The 19,549-nt window shown below is 27.3% G+C and carries 22 protein-coding genes; 5 read left to right on the forward strand and 17 right to left on the reverse strand.

Annotation, left to right across the window (positions count from 1 at the left end; translation table 11 throughout):
* Positions 1-55: 55 nt before the first annotated feature.
* The 8 genes from MPF13_RS09945 to MPF13_RS09980 all read right to left on the reverse strand — a co-directional run bounded on the left by MPF13_RS09945 (position 56) and on the right by MPF13_RS09980 (position 5,725).
* Complete coding sequence (locus MPF13_RS09945; protein ID WP_249982368.1) at positions 56-523, reverse strand: DUF6495 family protein; 468 nt, start codon at positions 521-523, stop codon at positions 56-58.
* A gap of 79 nt (positions 524-602) precedes the next feature.
* Entirely contained in the window at positions 603-1,049 is a 447-nt protein-coding gene (rplI, locus tag MPF13_RS09950; protein WP_249982369.1) for a 50S ribosomal protein L9, read from the reverse strand.
* 15 nt (positions 1,050-1,064) lie between these two features.
* Positions 1,065-1,361: a 30S ribosomal protein S18 gene (gene rpsR / locus MPF13_RS09955; RefSeq protein ID WP_091893627.1), complete on the reverse strand. Its 297-nt coding sequence runs from the start codon at positions 1,359-1,361 to the stop codon at positions 1,065-1,067.
* A gap of 3 nt (positions 1,362-1,364) precedes the next feature.
* Positions 1,365-1,706, reverse strand: a complete 342-nt coding sequence (gene rpsF, locus MPF13_RS09960) for a 30S ribosomal protein S6 (RefSeq protein WP_249982370.1) — start codon at positions 1,704-1,706, stop codon at positions 1,365-1,367.
* A gap of 221 nt (positions 1,707-1,927) precedes the next feature.
* A complete protein-coding gene (gene ald, locus MPF13_RS09965) occupies positions 1,928-3,028 on the reverse strand; it encodes an alanine dehydrogenase (protein ID WP_249982371.1) in 1,101 nt (366 codons plus the stop codon).
* A 206-nt stretch (positions 3,029-3,234) separates the two neighbouring features.
* The gene (locus MPF13_RS09970; RefSeq protein WP_249982372.1) at positions 3,235-4,353 is read right to left on the reverse strand and encodes a hypothetical protein; all 1,119 of its coding nucleotides are present in this window, start codon (positions 4,351-4,353) and stop codon (positions 3,235-3,237) included.
* A gap of 30 nt (positions 4,354-4,383) precedes the next feature.
* Positions 4,384-5,178, reverse strand: a complete 795-nt coding sequence (locus MPF13_RS09975) for a hypothetical protein (RefSeq protein ID WP_249982373.1) — start codon at positions 5,176-5,178, stop codon at positions 4,384-4,386.
* Positions 5,165-5,725: an RNA polymerase sigma factor gene (locus tag MPF13_RS09980; RefSeq protein ID WP_249982374.1), complete on the reverse strand. Its 561-nt coding sequence runs from the start codon at positions 5,723-5,725 to the stop codon at positions 5,165-5,167. Before MPF13_RS09980 ends, MPF13_RS09975 begins: the two co-directional genes overlap by 14 nt.
* Positions 5,726-5,846: 121 nt before the next feature.
* On the opposite strand from MPF13_RS09980, the gene MPF13_RS09985 reads away from it, so the two are divergent.
* Both MPF13_RS09985 and MPF13_RS09990 read left to right on the forward strand, forming a co-directional pair.
* Complete coding sequence (locus MPF13_RS09985) at positions 5,847-6,992, forward strand: NAD-dependent epimerase/dehydratase family protein (RefSeq protein WP_249982375.1); 1,146 nt, start codon at positions 5,847-5,849, stop codon at positions 6,990-6,992.
* Positions 6,992-7,531, forward strand: a complete 540-nt coding sequence (locus MPF13_RS09990; RefSeq protein ID WP_249982376.1) for a hypothetical protein — start codon at positions 6,992-6,994, stop codon at positions 7,529-7,531. Before MPF13_RS09985 ends, MPF13_RS09990 begins: the two co-directional genes overlap by 1 nt.
* Before the next feature lie 54 nt (positions 7,532-7,585).
* Here MPF13_RS09990 and MPF13_RS09995 read toward each other — a convergent pair whose 3' ends face one another.
* From MPF13_RS09995 to MPF13_RS10010, 4 genes are read right to left on the reverse strand one after another with little or no spacing between them, the layout of a single operon-like run.
* Positions 7,586-8,698, reverse strand: a complete 1,113-nt coding sequence (locus MPF13_RS09995) for an efflux RND transporter periplasmic adaptor subunit (protein ID WP_249982377.1) — start codon at positions 8,696-8,698, stop codon at positions 7,586-7,588.
* 16 nt (positions 8,699-8,714) lie between these two features.
* The gene (locus MPF13_RS10000) at positions 8,715-9,959 is read right to left on the reverse strand and encodes an ABC transporter permease (RefSeq protein ID WP_249982378.1); all 1,245 of its coding nucleotides are present in this window, start codon (positions 9,957-9,959) and stop codon (positions 8,715-8,717) included.
* 2 nt (positions 9,960-9,961) lie between these two features.
* Positions 9,962-11,194, reverse strand: coding sequence for an ABC transporter permease (locus MPF13_RS10005; protein ID WP_249982379.1), 1,233 nt, complete (start codon positions 11,192-11,194; stop codon positions 9,962-9,964).
* 2 nt (positions 11,195-11,196) lie between these two features.
* Complete coding sequence (locus MPF13_RS10010) at positions 11,197-11,889, reverse strand: ABC transporter ATP-binding protein (RefSeq protein ID WP_249982380.1); 693 nt, start codon at positions 11,887-11,889, stop codon at positions 11,197-11,199.
* 180 nt (positions 11,890-12,069) lie between these two features.
* Here MPF13_RS10010 and MPF13_RS10015 point away from each other — a divergent pair, with 180 nt between their 5' ends.
* Together MPF13_RS10015 and MPF13_RS10020 are read left to right on the forward strand one after the other, a co-directional pair.
* Complete coding sequence (locus MPF13_RS10015; RefSeq protein ID WP_249982381.1) at positions 12,070-12,486, forward strand: thiol-disulfide oxidoreductase DCC family protein; 417 nt, start codon at positions 12,070-12,072, stop codon at positions 12,484-12,486.
* Position 12,487: 1 nt separating this feature from the next.
* A complete protein-coding gene (locus MPF13_RS10020; protein ID WP_249982382.1) occupies positions 12,488-13,144 on the forward strand; it encodes an HAD family hydrolase in 657 nt (218 codons plus the stop codon).
* Between the two features lie 101 nt (positions 13,145-13,245).
* On the opposite strand, the gene MPF13_RS10025 is transcribed toward MPF13_RS10020, so the two are convergent.
* The 5 genes from MPF13_RS10025 to MPF13_RS10045 all read right to left on the reverse strand — a co-directional run bounded on the left by MPF13_RS10025 (position 13,246) and on the right by MPF13_RS10045 (position 17,929).
* The gene (locus MPF13_RS10025; RefSeq protein ID WP_249982383.1) at positions 13,246-15,687 is read right to left on the reverse strand and encodes a M1 family metallopeptidase; all 2,442 of its coding nucleotides are present in this window, start codon (positions 15,685-15,687) and stop codon (positions 13,246-13,248) included.
* A 148-nt stretch (positions 15,688-15,835) separates the two neighbouring features.
* The gene (locus MPF13_RS10030) at positions 15,836-16,378 is read right to left on the reverse strand and encodes a GFO_1091 family lipoprotein (protein ID WP_249982384.1); all 543 of its coding nucleotides are present in this window, start codon (positions 16,376-16,378) and stop codon (positions 15,836-15,838) included.
* Positions 16,379-16,445: 67 nt separating this feature from the next.
* Positions 16,446-16,961 (reverse strand): GFO_1090 family protein, encoded by a 516-nt coding sequence (locus tag MPF13_RS10035; protein WP_249982385.1) that lies wholly within the window; start codon positions 16,959-16,961, stop codon positions 16,446-16,448.
* 49 nt (positions 16,962-17,010) lie between these two features.
* Positions 17,011-17,433 (reverse strand): PG0215 family putative anti-sigma factor, encoded by a 423-nt coding sequence (locus MPF13_RS10040; protein ID WP_249982386.1) that lies wholly within the window; start codon positions 17,431-17,433, stop codon positions 17,011-17,013.
* The gene (locus MPF13_RS10045; RefSeq protein ID WP_249982387.1) at positions 17,420-17,929 is read right to left on the reverse strand and encodes a GFO_1088 family ECF-type sigma factor; all 510 of its coding nucleotides are present in this window, start codon (positions 17,927-17,929) and stop codon (positions 17,420-17,422) included. Before MPF13_RS10045 ends, MPF13_RS10040 begins: the two co-directional genes overlap by 14 nt.
* A gap of 166 nt (positions 17,930-18,095) precedes the next feature.
* Between MPF13_RS10045 and MPF13_RS10050 the strand changes: the two genes are divergently transcribed.
* On the forward strand, positions 18,096-19,547 hold the full coding sequence (locus MPF13_RS10050) for a S41 family peptidase (RefSeq protein WP_249982388.1): 1,452 nt from the start codon (positions 18,096-18,098) through the stop codon (positions 19,545-19,547).
* Positions 19,548-19,549: the final 2 nt, after the last annotated feature.

The raw sequence follows: 19,549 nt of genomic DNA on the forward strand, positions 1-19,549 counted from the left end.
AAAGTGTAGGTGAAAAGCGATAAAGTGTAGACGAATGGAAATGGAAAAAAGTATATTATGAGATTAATTTATTAAAATATTCGAAGATTTCTCCTTTAGATAAAGAGCTTCCCTTTTCCAACAAATCAAAGATTTCTAAATTTCTTTCAGAGGTATATGGTTTAGAACCTTTAAAAATATCTACAGAATTATCCATTGGATTTTTCATTAACCATTCAAATCCATTTTGTTCTAATAAATTAATATCCCAATTAATTTTTATAGCAATTCTATGTATTTCAATTTCATCAAATTTAAATAGGTTTACAGAAGTTTTTGAGAAATGTTCTACATATTTAGTCTTGGTAAGTACATCATCCCAAACAACATCAGAAAATACATTCATAACATCTTCTGCAACTTTGTTATTTTCTTTTTTAATTTGTGTCCATTCATTTACATCTATACTTTGCGTTGCTAAAAAACGAGCAAATTCTTCATGCAAACTTTCAAATTGTTCTTTGGTAAGTTGTCTATATTTCATTTTGTTTTATTTCGATATCAAAAATAAAAAAGCTCGTTATTTCTAACGAGCTTTTTATAAAAATTTTAAAAGTTAATTACTATTCAGCAATTACTTCAAAAGAAATTTCAGCAACTACAGATCTGTGTAATCTTACAGATGCATCATATTTACCTAATCTTTTTACATTACCACCTGTAACTTTGATAAATTTCTTATCAATTTCTGTACCTGCTTTAGATAATGCTGCAGCTAAATCAATGTTGTTAACAGAACCAAACAATTTGTCTCCTGAACCTGTTTTAGATGCAATTTTAATTTCATATCCTTTAATTGTTTCTGCAATTGCATTTGCATCTTCAATTAATTTTGCTTCTTTGTAAGCACGTTGTTTTAAGTTCTCTGCTAAAACTTTCTTTGCAGATGAAGTAGCTAAAACTGCTTGTCCTGTAGGGATTAAAAAGTTTCTACCATAACCATTTTTTACAGTTACAACATCATCTTTAAATCCTAAATTTTCTACGTCTTGTCTTAATATCAATTCCATGTCTCTACCTCTTTATTATTTTAACATATCTCCAACGTAAGGCATTAACGCTAAATGACGCGCTCTTTTAATTGCTTGCGCAACTTTACGTTGATATTTTAATGAAGTTCCTGTTAAACGTCTTGGTAAAATTTTACCTTGCTCGTTTACTAAATACATTAAGAAATCTGCATCTTTATAATCGATATATTTAATATCTTTCTTTTTAAATCTACAGTATTTTGCTTCTTTTTTAGTATCTATATCTAATGGCGTTAAATATCTAACGTCAGCAGATTTACCTCCTTTTGCTTGTTGTTCTATTGATGCCATTTTTTATTTTTTTGAAGATTTAACACGTTCACTTCTTACTTTAGCCCAAGCTGCAGCATGTTTGTCTAATTTAACAGAAAGGTAACGCATAACGCTATCATCTCTTCTAAATTCTAATTCAAACGCAGAAATTTCTTCTCCAGCAACTTTGTACTCTAATAAATGGTAAAAACCACTTTTTTTCTTTTGGATTGGGTAAGCTAATTTTTTTAAGCCCCAGTCCTCTTTTGAGATCATTTCAGCTCCTTTAGAAACTAAATAATCTTCGAACTTTTGTACTGTCTCCTTTATCTGAGTATCAGATAAAACGGGATTCAAAATGAAAACAGTTTCGTAATGATTCATAATTAAATATTTATTGTTTATTTTAAAGGCTGCAAATATAATAACTTTTTTACATTTTGAACCATCTTTTTTACATTAAAATAATTTTGATAAAAAAGTTAAAACAAACAGTTAACTTACTGATAAGCAATTATTTTACAAATAAAAAAACCTCCAGATTGGAAACACAACAACCCTGGAGGCAAAATCAAATGATTTAAATTTACTTGTAAAGAAGCTAATTAAGCTTCAAAGGCCTCTAAATGAAAGGCTTCACTAATTTCTTTATAAACAATTTTTCCATTAACAATATTTACTCCTTTTGCAAGAGATTTATCTTTAGAACAAGCTTCTTCCCAACCGTTATTGGCTAAGTTTAAAATATAAGGTAATGTTACATTTGTTAATGCTATTGTTGATGTATATGGTACAGCTCCTGGCATATTTGCTACACAATAATGTACTACATCATCTATAATATAAGTTGGGTTTTCATGAGTTGTTGCTTTTGTTGTTTCAAAACATCCTCCTTGATCTACAGCTACATCTACCACTACTGTACCTGGTCTCATGTCTTTTAACATATCTTTTGTTATTAATTTTGGAGCTTTTCCTCCTTTAACTAATACTCCTCCAATTATTAAATCATGAGTTTTTATATGTTGTTTTATACTGTATTCACTAGAAAAAGCTGTAACAACATGATTTGGTAAAACATCATTTACATATCGTAAACGTTTCATGTTTATATCCATAATTGTTACATGAGCACCTAAACCTGCTGCCATTTTTGCAGCCTGTACACCTACTACTCCAGCTCCTAAAACCAATACTTTACCTGGTGCAACTCCTGGAACACCTCCTAGTAAAATTCCTCTTCCTTTAATTGGTTTTTCTAAATATTTTGCTCCTTGTTGTATAGCCATTCTACCAGCTACTTCAGACATAGGTGTTAATAAAGGTAATGTTCCTTCTTCATCTTCTACAGTTTCATAAGCTATACAAACAGCTTTACTTTCTATCATTGCTTTAGTTAAAGGCTCACTTGATGCAAAATGGAAATATGTAAAAACAATTTGGTTTTCTTTAATTAATGGATATTCAGATGCAATAGGCTCTTTTACTTTTACAATCATTTCACTTTGATTGTAAACATCTTCTATTGTAGGTAAAATAGTTGCTCCTACTTTAATGTAATCTGCATCAAAAAAACCACTTCCTTCTCCTGCAGTGGCTTGTACATATACAGTATGGTTGTTTTTTATTAAAGAGTATACACCTGCTGGTGTCATACCAACTCTACTCTCATTATTCTTAATTTCTTTAGGAATTCCAATTTTCATTTTTGCTTTAATTTAGATATTTTAAGCAAGTAAATTTAAAACCTTTTTGTTGAGAATTTAACAAAAAGGCTTTAAATTGTTATTTTTATGAAAATAGTATTTTCTTGAATTTTTATTGATTATTTAAAATTATAAATAAGTTTAATTATCATATTATAAAAAAAGAAAGAAAACTTTAACATTTAGCAAAATTTATAATATTGTATTTAATTTAAATCTAAACGAATTCCTATAGAAATGTTTCTAGTTTCTGTATTTTTAAACAAAGGATTTAAATCATACTTTACATATAAACTTGTAGATCTATATCCTAAATACGTACTTAATCCGTAATTAATAGTATTCATGTTATAGTTGTCTTTTTGAACTTCTTTAACATCTACTCCATTTATATCTTTATATTCTAAATATTGTCTTGTTCCTAATTTAAAACCAACAAAACCACCTACACCAAATCTAACTGACTTGTTTGTTCTGTCTTTAACATAATTATCGCTGTAAGTTTTATTTTTTGATAAATCCCACTCAAAATGTACAGGAAAATTCATTTGTACATGACGTAATCTACTTTCATCTAAAGGATTTGGAAATGTTTGTATTTCTGTCATATCACCATTTTTCACATGGTATTTATTATTATCTAATCGTAAGTTATTCCATAGAAATGAAACTCCATATTTAAAATAAAAAATACCTGGATTTTTATTCATTCTAGATTTCCATGTCCAACCAACTTCATAAAAATGAGATTGCCAAAGTTTATAATCAGAATCATTTAAAGATTCTATTTGTCCATATTCTAAAACATTATTTACCCCCATTGCAAAAACAAACTGACTTGTTGTTCTTCTACTTCTTCTATTAAAGTTTTTCTTTTTAGAATTGTTATGAATAACATTCTCATTTTCATTATCATTATCACCATTTAAGGTAAATCGAAAAGTTTTATTTCCAATAGTAAACGTACTTTCATCATCATCTTTGGTAGTGTCTACTTCTTCTGTACTAGCAATTTTTCCATTTGTTTTATCTTGAACTAATAATTGTAATAATTTTTCTTGTTCTCCAACCAACTTTTCAATTCTTCTTGCATGATAAGCTGCTACTTCTTTTTTGAAGTTATCTGCAGTTTCTTTAGTAATTTCTCCTTTTTCTAGTTTCTTATCAATTGAAATTACTTTTAATTTTAATGAATCTTTTTGTGTTTTTGTTATGTATTCTATTCTTTTAGAAATTTTTGAAACTTCTTTTTCAAATGTTTTTTTCTCTTGAGATAAGGCAATAGTGGTGCTAAACAACACTAATATTAGTAGTATTCTTTTCATTTTGTATGTTTTTAAAATTGTGTTTTTGTTTTAATTATTTCTACTTGCAAGGGCAGTTGCAATATTTGAGACTCTTTTCTTAATAGATTTCATAAAGTTATTTTGAAAATCTTCTTCACCAATAGTACGTTCTACTTCTGCTAAAATTGAATTTGGATTTACTTTAATGTTCGATTTTTTGAGTTCACTTTCTATGGTTTTCAAAACATCGTTTCTTGTTAAATTATTATTAGCATAATATTCTTCTACTTGCTTTGGAGAATGTGTTACCGCGAATAACAAATCTTCACTATTAATTTTAATTCTACTATTAGGATCTTGTTTTTGTATTTTTATTACTCTATCCTTAACTGGTGTCACATTTATACTATGCGTAATTTTAGTTTCTTTTTTTTCTACTTGAGCAACTAATGTATTTTTTTTACTTAATACTGGTTGTTTTAATTTCTTTGCTATAACTCTATTATCGTTAACTTTTATTGACTTTTCTTCTACTTTTTCAACTTTTACAAGCGCTTCTTCAACAGGAACTTCATTTATAAATTCTTTAATTTTATGGTCTATTAAAACAGTATCTATTGGGTTATCTACTATTATAACATTTGGAGTTAATATTTCTTTATTAGAAGAAAAAATCTTAACTCCTATAGCAACCAATAATAAAATACTTGCAGCTGCACCTATATAAAAAAACCAACCTCTTTTCTTTTGCTGTGGTTGCTCATCTAATTGAATTGATAAACGTTCCCAAGCAGAAGCTGAAGGCTTAAAAGTTCTGTTTTGTAACTTTTCTTTTATGTTATTGTCTAACTTATTTGTTTTCATGAATTGTTTTATTCATTTTATAATAATTTTCTTGCAATATTTTTCGTGCTTTAAATAATTGCGATTTTGATGTACTTACAGAAATACCTAATTGTTCAGCAATTTCTGAATGTTTATAACCTTCAATGGCAAATAAATTAAACACCATTTTGTATCCTTCTGGTAACTTATCTATTAATTTTTGAATATCCTCTACAGTTGTATTTTCTAAGCTTTCTGTAGCAGAATCATTAAAAACAAAATCTTCATCAGATAAATCTACCAAGTTTTTTTTACGGAGATAAGAAATGCAAGTATTTACCATAATTCTACGAATCCAACCTTCAAAACTACCTTCGTGTTTAAACTTATGTAAATTGGTAAAAACCTTTAAAAAACCAGATAATAATAAATCTTCTGCATGATGCATGTCTTTTACATATTGCCTACAAACTCCCAACATTTTAGGAGAGTGCAACTCAAACAATTGTTGTTGCGCTTCTCTATTGTTGTTAATCGCTTTTTTAATAAGCGATTTTTGTTGGTTATGCAAGTTTATAATTTTCAAGCCTCTTATTCTGTTTTTACTGCCTTACAAATATATAGACTACCAAAGTTTTAAAAAGGTTGTCTCAAAAAATATTTTTATTTAATTATATTAGCTAAAGTTATCAAAATCAACTAAAAACATGTCTAACTCTAGAAGAAAATTTATTAAAAAAAGTATTTTACTAAGTGCAAGTATCCCTATAATTAGTAGTGGATTATTATCTTGTAACAATAATAATGATAAGCCTTTATCAATATTAATTCTAGGTGGTACAAGTTTTTTGGGACCTCATCAAATAAAATATGCATTAGCAAGAGGACATAAAGTTTCTATTTTTACAAGAGGAAAAACAAAACCAAATGTAAATGTTGCTGTTTTTAATAAGGTAGAACATTTAATTGGTGATAGAGAACATAATTTATCTGCCCTAGAAAACAGAAAATGGGATGTTGTTATTGATAATTCTGGAAGAAATGTTGAGTGGACAAAAAAAACCGCTCAACTTTTAAAAGATAATTGCCAACTTTATGTTTATACTTCATCTACAGGTGTTTATTTTCCTTATAAAACTGCAGACATAAAAGAATCTCAAAAAGTTTTGCATAAAATGCCTGATAATATTGATGATGAATTTTTAAAAATGGAATATGGTTATGGTGTTATGAAGGCTAATTCAGAACAAGAAACCATAAAAGCTTTTGGCAAAGAACGCTCTATAATTGTAAGACCAACTTATATGTTTGGTCCAGGTGATAAAACTGATAGATTTATGCATTGGCCTGTACGTTTAGCAAAAGGAGGAGAAATTTTAGTTCCTGGTAAAACAGAAGATCCTGTACAGTACATTGATGTTAGAGATGTTGCAGAATTTATGATTCGTTTAGCAGAACAAAAAGCTGCTGGAATTTATAATGCTGTTGGTCCTTCTAATAAGGAAACCATGTTAAATTTTGTAACCAAAACTCAAAATATATTTGATGTAGAATCTACTTTAATACAAATTGATGATTACGAATTTTTGAAAGAACATAAAGTATATTATTTAGTTCCTTGGATTCCTATTGATGAATTATCTTATGGTTCTGCTAGAGTTAGTAATAATTTTTCTATTAAAAATGGATTGACTTTTAGAGAAACCAAAACCTCTATAAAAGAAACTCATAATTGGTGGTATTCTGATAATTTAACTGATGAAAGACGTGCTAAATTTGAACAAAAAGAAAATTCGGTATTGATGAAAGAGAAAGAAATTATTGCTGCTTGGAAAAAGAAAACTAAAATTTAATGAAAAACTTACTAATAAAATTAAAGTTAATTGATTATTTAAACACAGAATTAAAAATTTCTAAAAGTGAATTTTTAAGAAAACTAAATTTGATAGTTGATGAGGGAAGCACAAATTCTTTAACAGATATTTTTGATGTATTTTCATCTAGCAAAAATGAATATAAAGGAAAAGTAGATTTTTCAAAATTTGAAATAAAAAGAAAAAGGAAGTTTTTTGATATTAATTTTAATTTCCCTTTAGCAAAAGGTACTGTAAATCAAAAAGGCGAATTACTTTATATAAATACTGAAATTAATGCTTTTAAAGGCTTAATAGTATTCTTCTTTATTATTTTACTTATTTTTTATTCAATATTCTTAATTACATTGATATTTGGAGGTATAAACGAAGGAAAAGAATCTTTAATTATAATTCCATTTATATTAATTCATGGTTCTTTAATGATGGGAATACCATACTTATTTTTAAGAAAAAGTGTTGAACGTTTTAAATATAATTTTGAAAGAGAACTTTTTTATTTAACTAAAGAAACATAAAAAAAAGGAACTCAATTTTGAGTTCCTTTTTATAAAATATATTATTAAATATTTTTAGTCTTCTTTTTTCTTGTCACTTTTAGAAGCTTTATTCCATATTTTAATTTCATCTTCTGCAGTAACTCCATCAAGTATTTCTACATTTACACCATCAGAAGTTCCTAATTTTAAAGTTTTCTTTTCAAATTCTCCTTCTCCAGTTTTAACCTCTACATAAGGCTCTTCGGTTTTTTTATCAAACTTTAATAATGCTTCTTTTATAGATAAAACACTGTCTTTCTTTTCTAAAACTATATCAGCATTTGCACTGTAACCTGCTCTAATAAAGAATTTATCATCTAAAGAAACATCTGCTTTAATTTTAAATTGTACAGCTCCATTTTCTTCAGTTCCTTTAGGTGCAATAAAGTTTAATTTAGCTGGAAATTTCTTACCTGCAATTGCTCCAATTGAAACTTCTATATCACTTCCATTAATTAATTTTCCAACTTCAGATTCATCAACCTTACCTTCAAAAATCATTTTATTCATATCTGCAATAGATGCAATAGTAGTTCCTGCATTAAAATTGTTAGACTGTATTACTTGATCTCCTTCTTTTACAGGAATTTCTAAAATTGTACCAGACATTTGTGCTACAATATTTGTATTTGCAGATGCTCCAGAACCAGAAGATCCTTTTTTAATAATTTGATAATTATTTTGAGCATTTTTTAAATCTTGTTTTGCTTGGTTGTAAGTTAATTCTACAGCTTCATATTCTGCTCTAGAAATTACACCTTTTTCAAATAAGTTTTTGTTTCTCTTATAAGAAATTTCTGCATTACTTAACCTAATTTTAATATTATCTACAGTTCCTTTTGCACTAATTAAAGATTGCTCATTAGGTACAACTCTAACAGTTGCAATTAAATCTCCTTTTTTAACTTTGGCCCCCTCTAAAAGCATAATCTTATCAATAATACCCGTAATTTGTGGTTTAATATCAATTTCTTCTAATGGAGTAACCTTACCTGTTGCTACTGTTTTCTTAACAATAGTAGTTTTAAAAGGTGTTTCAGTTTCGTATTCTACAATACTCTTTTTGTTCTTTTTACCGAACCAAATAAGTGCAGCTATAAATAATACTGCTATTACTATTAAAATAATTTTTGCTCTTTTGCTCATAATCTTGTTGATTGATTTATTCTTCTCTTAATGCTTCTATTGGTTTTACTATTGTTGCCATATGGGCAGGAATTAATCCTATTAATGTTCCTAAAATAATTAAAGTTACAAATGCTATTAATATAATTGGAATATTTACGGTTGGATTTATTAATGCTGCATCTGGTCCTTGACCAAAATTAGTATCAATAATATATAAAATTAAACCTCCAAATACGATACCCAACATACCTGCAATGGTTGTTAAAAACACAGACTCTAATATAATTTGTTGCCTTATGCTTTTTGGAGTAGCTCCTAAAGCTCTTCTAATTCCTATTTCTTTTGTTCTTTCTTTTACAGTAATTAAAAGAATATTACCAATTGCAAATACTCCTGCAATTAAAGTTGCAATACCAACAAACCATGTAAGAAATTGCATTCCTGTTAAAAACCCAGTTACTTTACCTATTTCTTTACCTAAGTTTGCACTTCCAAAAGCTCTTTTATCTTCTGGATGCACTTTATGTAAGTTTTTAAGCGTTAAAAGAATATCTCTTTCCATTTGCTCAATATCTGTACCTTCATTTGCAGTAATCATCATCCAATCTATCTTATCTGCGGTATTGTATACTTTTTTGAACGTTGTAAACGGAATATATGCTGTATCTCCATCAAAATCTATAGTATTTGATGGTTCATAAACCCCAATTACTTTATAATTTATAGCATTAATTTTAATATACTCACCTATAGGCATTGCATCTTTATCAAAAAGTTGTTTGTACATATCTTCTGATATTACTGCAACTTTTGCTGATGATAACATATCGTTTTCATTTAAAAAACGACCATATATTAATTTTTTCTTCTGAATTTGATCTAATACAGGATAATCTCCACTAACATTAAAATTACCAGATTTAAACTCATGAGTTACCAAGTTATTTGTTTGATTTCTTGGTGCTAATAATTTAATTTCTTTAGAATATTCTGATGTTAAAGCTTCAATATCATTCGTAGTTAAACTAAATCTTCTTCCTTTTTGAAAACCTTTAAAAGGTGTATCTGTAGATTGTGTCCAAACAAAAACACTGTTTGTTGCAAAGTTTCCAAATAATTTATTAAAACCATTTTCCATTCCTCTTGCAGCTCCTAATAAAACTACTAATAAGAAAATACCCCACAAAACACCAATAATAGTAATTACTGTTCTTATTTTGTTTTTACGGATACTACCGTAAATTTCTTGCCATGTATCTGAATCGAATAAAAACTTCATAATTAATCTGCTCTTAGTGCTACAATAGGTTTAATATTCGCTGCTTTTTTTGCTGGTAAATATCCTGCAATTAATCCTGAAATAATTAATACAATAGTTGCTCCTATTACAATACCAGGACTAACACTTGGGTCTTTAATAAAATAATCTTCTTCTAAACTATCTCCAATAAAACTTAAAATATAAGTTCCTAATGATAAGCCTAAATAACCTGCAATTGTTGTAATTAAAACAGATTCTTGTACAACCATACCTACAATAGAACCAGGTTTTGCACCTAAAGCTTTTCTAATTCCGAATTCTTTTGTTCTTTCTTTTATTACAAAAATCATAATATTAGAAATACCTATTATACCTGCAATTAAAGTTCCTGAACCTACAAAAACAACAATTAAATATAAAACAAACATAAACTGACCCACACCTTTGTTAGCTTCTGCCATATTTCTTACAGAAAGTGCACTTTGATCATCTGGATGAATGTTCATTTTTTTACGCAAATCACGCTCCATTTTATTACCAAAAGCTATGGCTGCATCTAAACTTAAGTTTGGATTGTATCCTAAATTAATTTGACTAATATAATCGTTATTACCATACATCATTTGTGCTGTACTAACAGGCATGTATGCTTGTCTTTCTTCATTATCTCCTCCCTCATCAGAAAAAACACCAATAATTAAAAAAGAACTTCCGTTTACATTTACTCTTTTATTTAAAGCAGGTTTATTACCAAATAAATCTTCTTTAATTAATCTACCAATTACAAGAACTTTAGATTTTTCTTTAATATCTCTTTCATTTAAATAACGTCCTTCATCTATAATCGTTTTTTCTAAAAATTGATGATCTGGATGTACTGCTCTTAAACGATAATTATCTGCTTTACTCTTATATTTAATAGCAACACTTTTATAAATTCTTGCAGATTGATATTGAATTTTATTTGCATACTCATCACCTACATAATCATATTCTTTATTGGTAAGTTGTACTCTTCTACCAGTTTGCAAGCCTTTGTATGGTTTAGAGGTTTTCCAAACACGAACAAACATTGCATTTTGAGCATCATCATTAAATGCACTTTTAAAAGAGTTACTTAAACCACTAACAATACCGAAAAGTAGGGTAAATAATAAAATAGCAAAAGCTACTGTAAAACCAGACATTACAGAACGTAATCTGTTTTTATTAATGCTTTGAAATATTTCTCTCCAACGATCTAAATCAAACATAATTAAACGGCTTTAGATGCTTTTGTATACTCATCACTAATTATAATACCGTCTTTTAAACGTACAACTCTTTTGGTTTGTTCTGCAACTTCTTCTTCGTGCGTAATTACAAAAACTGTCATTCCTTCATCATTAATGTCTTTTAATAAATCCATAACAGAATCTGTAGTTGTAGAGTCTAATGCTCCTGTTGGTTCATCAGCTAAAACAACTTTTGGTTTTGTTACCAATGCTCTTGCAATTGCAACACGTTGTTTTTGACCTCCAGAAAGTTCGTTTGGTAAATGGTTTGCCCAATCTTTTAAACCTACTTTATCTAAATACTCTAAAGCTATTTTTAAACGTTCTTTTCTATTCATTCCTTTATAATACAAAGGAAGAGCCACGTTTTCTAGAGCAGTTTTATAGGATATTAAGTTAAAAGACTGAAACACAAATCCTAAAAATTTATTTCTAAGAATTGCTGCTTTTTTCTCGTTTAAGTTTTTTATTAATTGACCATTTAAAAAATAATCTCCTTCATCATGTTCATCTAAAAGACCTACTATATTTAATAAAGTAGATTTACCTGAACCAGAAGATCCCATAATAGAAACAAATTCTCCTTCTTTAATATGCAAATCTATTCCTTTTAATACGTGTAAAGAATCTTTACCTATAGGATAAGATTTGTGTAGTTTTTCTATTCTAATCATTGTTGGTTAATTTTAAACTAAAGTACCGAAAGCTATTGATTGCGTTTACTAATATTTTGTTAAAAGCAATTATGAATAATTAACTTAATACAAACATAAGACGTACAATTAAAATAAATGTTACAAGAAATATAAAAAAAAGATAAAGTATCTTTGTAATACTAAACTTAAAGCCAATAAATGGTTGATATACCTAATAATAAAAAAATTATTTTATTTGATGGAGTTTGTAATTTATGCAATACTTCTGTTTTAAAAGTTATTAAATACGATAAAAACAACGTGTTTTTATTTGCTGCTTTACAATCTGAAAAAGGAAAAGAAATAATAAACTATTTAGGTATAGATACTTCTAAAATAGATTCAATAATTTTATATGAACCAGGTGTTTCTTACGAAATTAAATCTACAGCTGCCTTAAAAATAATGAAAGAGTTTAAAGGTTTTTGGAGTCTTACAAGTATTTTTATGCTTTTGCCAGAAGGTTTTAGAAATTCTGTTTACAATTATATTGCAAAAAATAGGTACAAATGGTTTGGTAAAAAAGAAAGTTGCATGATACCTACTCCTGAATTAAAAGCTAAATTTTTAGATTAAAATGAAATTACCTAAAGAAATTAAATGTGTCATTTTTGACATGGATGGTGTAATTATAGATTCTGAAGAAATTCATAAAAAAGCCTATTATGAAACCTTTAATGCTATTGGTGTAGATGTTTCTGATGATTTATACAAAACACTTACAGGTTCTTCCACAATAAATGCGTTTCAAAAATTAGTAAATCATTTTAAGTTAGAATTAAATCCAGAAGATTTAGTTAAAAATAAAAGAGCACGTTATGTAAACTTTTTTGAAAACGACCCAACTTTACATTTAGTAAAAGGTGTAGAAGATTTAATAAAACATTGTTATAACAAAGGTTTAACTTTAATTCTTGCCTCCTCTTCTGCTATGGTTAATATAGATAGAGTTTTTAACAGATTTAATTTAAACCAATATTTTACTGCTAAAATTAGTGGTGCAGATTTAACAGAGTCTAAACCACATCCAGAAATTTTTGAAAAAGCTGCCATTTTAGGAAATACTCCCAAAGAAAACTGTATCGTAATTGAAGATTCTGACAATGGTGTAAAAGCAGCAAACGATGCTGGAATTTTTGTTTTTGGTTTTAAAAATCCTATGGCTGATGATCAAACTTTAGAAAATGCAGATTTTATTATCAATAATTTTAAAAGATTGAAAAAATTAATTTAAAAGAAGCATCTATTAACTTAATAAATCTAGCTAGTTTAATTGGTTTAAAAGCAATGTCTATTTTAGATTAAATAAAACACCAACAATTTTTTTAAAAAAACTTACAATAATTTAGCCATTGCTTCTTTTATGATAGCAGTGTTCTTAACTCTATTTGGTGTGTTTTTAGTTTTTTGATCTTGTACCATTCTTCGCATTAAATTGATAACAACTTTATCAAAATTATACTGCTTAAATTGGTTTCCTTTAACAACCATATCATTTACTAAATTTTGAATTGCTTCTGTATTATTACTTTCAGAAATTTGAGTAAAAGCCTTATTATACATAGCTTTTGTTTTTTTATCTGCATTTAAATACATACCAGACAATACACTTTTAGCTATAAATGGCAATTCTTTTTCATCGTTTTCTTCAATAAAAATACGAGTTAATGGAGTTGCTAATATTTTTCTAACTTCATCTGGCAATGTTTTAGATTTTACAACTGCTGTTTGTTTATCTATATAATACATAGCAACTAAAGCTTTTCCTAAAACTGCATACGATTTACTTTCTAAAGCTTTTTCGAAAATACCTTTTAACTCTGGGTCTGTTAATTTTCCTAAAGTTTCTATTGCTACAGCTTGCACTAATGTTTTTGGATCATTATTAGCTATTTTCATTATTTTTTGAATAGCTGTTTTTTTAGAAAATTTATTTATTAAATCTATATTTTCTAAAGCTAAAATTCTAATTCTATAAGAATCATCACTCATAGCATTGGCAATAGCATTAAAGGCAATTTTTTCTTCTTGCTTTTTTGCAACTTCTAATAAAGCTTCTCTTCTATGAGTAAAATTTTCTGCATTTTTTAACTGAAAAATATAATCACTTAAAACTTTATTTTCTATTATTTTACATAATAAAACTCCATCAGCATTTACTTGAATTAAGGTAGGCTGTTTAGTGTAAGAAAATTTAAATGAAGCATCTTTACCATTAACAAAAACTTTGTGTCTATACTTTTTTCCTTTTTCAAAAATATCGATAGCTATAGGAAACTTAAATTCATTATTATTTAATTGTAATAAATTTACGGTTACTGTTTTTTGAATTGTATTATAATCATAAGAAACTTCTATTTCTGGATGACCAGAATTGTAATACCATTGATTAAAAAACCAGTTTAAATCTTTACCAGTAATTTTTTCGAAAACTAAACGCAATTGATGTACTTCTGCTGCTTTGTATTTATTTTCTATTAAGTACGTCTTTAATCCTAAGAAAAAAGCTTCATCACCTAAATAATTACGTAACATATGCAAAATAGATCCACCTTTGTTATAGCTTACTAAATCAAACATATCTTCTTTATCATCGTAATTAAAACGCACCAAATGTTTTTCGCTATTTAAACCATTTTTATAGGCTTCTCTATCTTTAAACAAATGCATATCTGCATCTAATTTTCCGTATTTATATTCTCTCCACAAATACTCACTATAATTAGCAAAAGATTCATTTAAAGTTAAGTTAGACCAACTTTCTGAAGTAACTAAATCTCCAAACCAATGATGAAACAATTCGTGTGCAATTGTGTTTTCTTGTACATTTTCATCTATTAATTGTCCTGGAGTTTGGTATGCATTTTCACCATGAATTACAGCTGTTGTATTCTCCATTGCTCCAGATACATAATCTCTACCAACAATCTGACTGTATTTATTCCAAGGATACTCTACACCTAATTTTTCTGAAAAGAATTTCATCATTTCTGGTGTTAAACCAAAAATATCTCGTGCATAAGGTGCATATTCTTTTTCTACATAATAATTAATAGGAATATTTTTATAAGAATCTTTAACTATTTCATACTCTCCTACTCCCATAAAAAATAAATAAGGAGCGTGTTTTTGATCCATTTTCCAATAATCTGTTCTGTTAATTCCATTTTTGGTTTGACTCACTAATTTTCCATTAGAAAGTGTAACAAACTTATCTGGAACAGTCATATAAATTTCTTGAGTAGTTTTTTGATTTGGACTATCTATTGTTGGAAACCAACAACTACTTGCTTCTGTTTCTCCTTGTGTCCAAATTTGTGTTGGTTTGTTTTTATCAAAACCATCTGCATTTATAAAATACAATCCTTTTGCATCTGTAATAGCTGCACTTCCTTTTTGCTTCACTTTTTCTGGACGAGCAGTGTATTTTATATAAACTGTAAATTCTTCTTCTTTAGTATATTCTTTTGGTAAATCTATAATGATTTTAAAATCATCATAATTAAAATCTAATTTTTGATTGTTTAGAACAACATTATGAATAATCATTGATTTGGCATCTAAAGTTAATTTATTAGTTGCATAAAAATGTGGTTTTACTGTAACCCAAGCTTCACCATTTAATTGTTTGTCTTTAAAATTAAAATCTACTTTTAATTTTGTGTGTATTAAATCGTGAATTTTATCTCTTTCTGGTTTGTAAGTAGTATAGGTTTGAGAAAAACTTACCAAACTTATCATTGTTAAAACAACAAAGAGCATTTTTTTAATCATCATAAACATCATTTTCTAAAAGCATCAAAAATAAGAAATAATAAAATTGTAGCTGTTAATGAGCAGTTAAATTCAAAAAGTATACCAAAACATATAAAAAAAGCTGTAATCAATTAAGATTACAGCTTTTTAAAATAACAAAATAAATATTTTATTTTCCTTTAAAAATAGCGCTAAATTGTTCTAAACCAACATTGTCTCCATCAATCTTAACATTATTCATCATTTCTATAATTTTAGCAGGGTTCATGTTTTCGCCTAACAAACGAGCAACACCCACACCAGCTTCTTTACCATAACCAAAAGCAATTACTTCGTCTATAGAATCTGTATCACCAGTATAATATAGGTTTACATGCATTCCTTTTGCTTTCATAGACATTAAAGATTTATACTCTTTGTTATCTGTAAAAATACTTTTTAACTTCCCTTTTTCTACTTCATATGCAGCTTCATTGCCTTTAATTGGTAATGCAACAACATTTACTTTTCGAATACTTTTTAACGTAGCTTTTACATCTTCTGATACATCTTCTGATTTTAGTTGTAAAAAACTTGTAGGAATATCTACTGTTATAAAACCTGTTTTTTCTTGACTTTCTACTAAATATCCTTGTAATGATTTTTCGTTTTTACATGAAGTTACCATTAGTACAAGTAATAATAAAGAAAGTACTTTAGTTATATTTTTCATTATTTGTTGTTTATTGTTGATAAAAAATAATAGTTAGATTTAAATAAATCTAACTATTAATCTTGATTTACTTGTCTTTTCCTTTAGAAAAAGTATCTGCTAATTCAGACATTTTATTAACATCTATATTACCCGTTAATGATACTATAACTGCTTCAGATTGTCCTTTTGTATGCTTATCAATACCTTTAATAAACATTAACACTTCACTTACAAAGTTTTTATTTTTTGTAGATTTTACATAAATTTTTACTCGAGAATTATCATCTTTAATTCTCATTAACTGTGTTAAGTTTTGCTTTTTAATGGCAGTATTAGCCATTTTTTCCATTTTGTTTGCGATATCTGAATTTGATGCCGAAAACATTTTAAATTCTTTTAAATCTTGAATCATTTGAAAGACTTTCATTCCTTCATTATCATCTATTTTTACATTTTTGAATTTAGAGATTAACTCAAAAGCATCTTTGGTTACTACTACCATATCTACTCCATCCATATCTTCTAAAGAGTCAAAAAAAGATTGTGCGCTTGTTACCATTGGTGCAACTACTAACGCTATTAAAATTGTTATTTTTTTCATAATTATCTATTCTTTGTTTACTTGGTTTTACTAATTTACTTTACTTGGTTTATTTTAATATTTTATTAACTGTATTTTCATAAGTATATAAAGTTGCTACTGCTTTTTCTCCTTTTTTAAGGTTAGATGACAAAAGCATTAAGCCTTTACTTATTTGATCAAACTGTTTTTGTGCTTGGTATCTATCATATTCATTTTTACCAATAAAAACACTTAATAATAAGACTACTGACGCAGCTACAGATAACCATTTTAAGTTTCTCTTTTTAGATTTCTTAGGTTCTAACTGAATGGTTTTTGTGTACGTTTCATCTTTGGTTGCAGCAAAATAATTAAACATAAAAGCATATTCTTGCAAATGTGGTGCTACATTCCCTCCTGTAAAATAGTTTCTTAGGGTTGCTTCTTCTTGCAAAGACGTTTCTGCGTTTTCGTATTTTTCTACTAATTTTTCTATGTTAGCTAACTCCATAGTTATGTTTTTTAATTAATGCTTCTCTTATCGTTTTTCTTGCTCTAGACAATGCTACTCTAACTGCAGTTGGTTTCATATCTACCATTTTGCAAATTTCATCAAAATCATATTGTTCAACATCTCTTAGCTGAATAATAATTTTTTGTTGTTCTGGTAAGCTTTCTATCAATTGGTGCACTTGGTTTACACTGTCTTGATGTTCTATTTTCTTATCTAAAGACGTTTCTTTTTCTTTATAATTACTGTGTACAAGAGTTAAATTACTTGCTTGTTTACTTTTTAAACGGTCATAACAATAATTTTTAGTCATTGTCATAGCAAATGCTTCAACATTCTTATAATCAGCAATTTTTTCTTTACTTCTCCATAATTTAAAGAATAGTTCTTGTGTAGCATCTTCAGCTTCTTCTGTAGAAACTAAGAGTCTTTTTGCTAAACGAAAGACTTTGTCTTTAAATGGTAAAACAACTTTTAAAAAGTCTGATTGGTTCATTTGGTTTGGTTAATTTATCTTGTAAAAATCTAATAAATACATTTCTTTTTATCAGGTTTACATAATTACGACGAGGCATCTTTTATTTTGTTACAAGATATTTTAAAAATAATACTATTTCTATTTATATTGCGTTAGTTTTACTATAAACATTTTTATTTTTTTGATGAAAAAATCTTTTAAAACCCTTTATTTTATTGCTTTTTCTTTATTATTCTTTAGCTGTTCTAAAGAATACGAAGTTCCTTCAAATATTATTGCTCATGATTTTGTTTGGAAAGGTTTAAACGCATATTACTTACATCAAGATGAAATTGCAGACTTATCTGACAGACGTTTTAACTCTGATATAGAATTAAACAATTATTTAAATACTTTTCCAGATTACAATACGCTTTTTTCAAGTTTATTACTTTCTGGTGATACAAAATCTGTTTTAGTTGAAGATTACAACACAATAAGAACTCCAGATTTAAGAACCGCATTTACAAATGGTTTAGAATTCGGAATTATTGCAGAACCAAATCATGCAGAAAATGTTTTAGGTTATGTAACCCATATATTACCTAACTCAGAAGCTTCTACCAAAACAATTGTTAGAGGTGAGTTTTTTAATGCAGTTAATGGAGTTCAATTAACAAGAACAAATTACCAAGATATTCTATTAAATGGTGCTGATACATTTACTTTAGAAATGGCAAATTTTGATGGAACAACTATAACTTCAAATGCAAAAACCGTAAATTTATCTAAGCAAAATTATAATTACCCAGCTACTTTTTTAGAAAAAACATTGACTATAAATACAGATAAAGTTGCTTATTTGTCTTACAATAACGATTTTTCAAATAATTACATTAAAGAATTAAATAACACGTTCTTAAGCTTTAAAAATCAAAGTGTTAGTAAAATAATTTTAGACTTAAGAAATAATATTGGTGGTGGTAGTTTTGCAAAAAACATTTCTAAAATTGCTAGTATGATTACTGGTCAATTTACTGATGAAATTATCATCAAAGAAAAATGGAATACCAAAGCTCAATCTTGGTTTCAAGCAAATCAACCAGATTCACTGTTAACCAAATTCCCTACAAAACTAGATGCAACAACCTCTATAAATAGTATTAGTGTTTCTGATGTTTATATTATTTTAAATGGTGAAAACTTTACAGGTTCTTCTGCTATAGAATTATTAATTAATAGTTTAAAAGCGCATATAAATGTACATATTATAGGTAATACAACATCAGGTAATAATACTGGTTCAATTACATTATATAATTCTGAAGACTATGATTTTGGTTTAAGAAATAATACACATACAATAGCATTACAACCAATTGTGTTAACTTTTTTAAATAATAACGACCAAACTTATGAAAATGGATTTAACCCAAACATTACTATCTGTAATAACGAAGATGTTTTAAATTTAGGAGTTTTAGGAGAAACTTCTGATCCTATTTTAAATAATATTATAAATTATATATCAACAGGAACTGCCTCAACAACAGTGTGTAATCCTAACAATTTTGAATATTTATTTAACAGTATTAATAATCAAAGAGAAATTGATAATGGTGTTTTTATAAACCAAGATTTACCAAACACAAATTAAAT

Origin of the sequence: Polaribacter sp. Z022 (genome assembly GCF_023555495.1) — a bacterium.
In the GTDB taxonomy this organism is placed as follows: Bacteria; Bacteroidota; Bacteroidia; order Flavobacteriales; family Flavobacteriaceae; genus Polaribacter.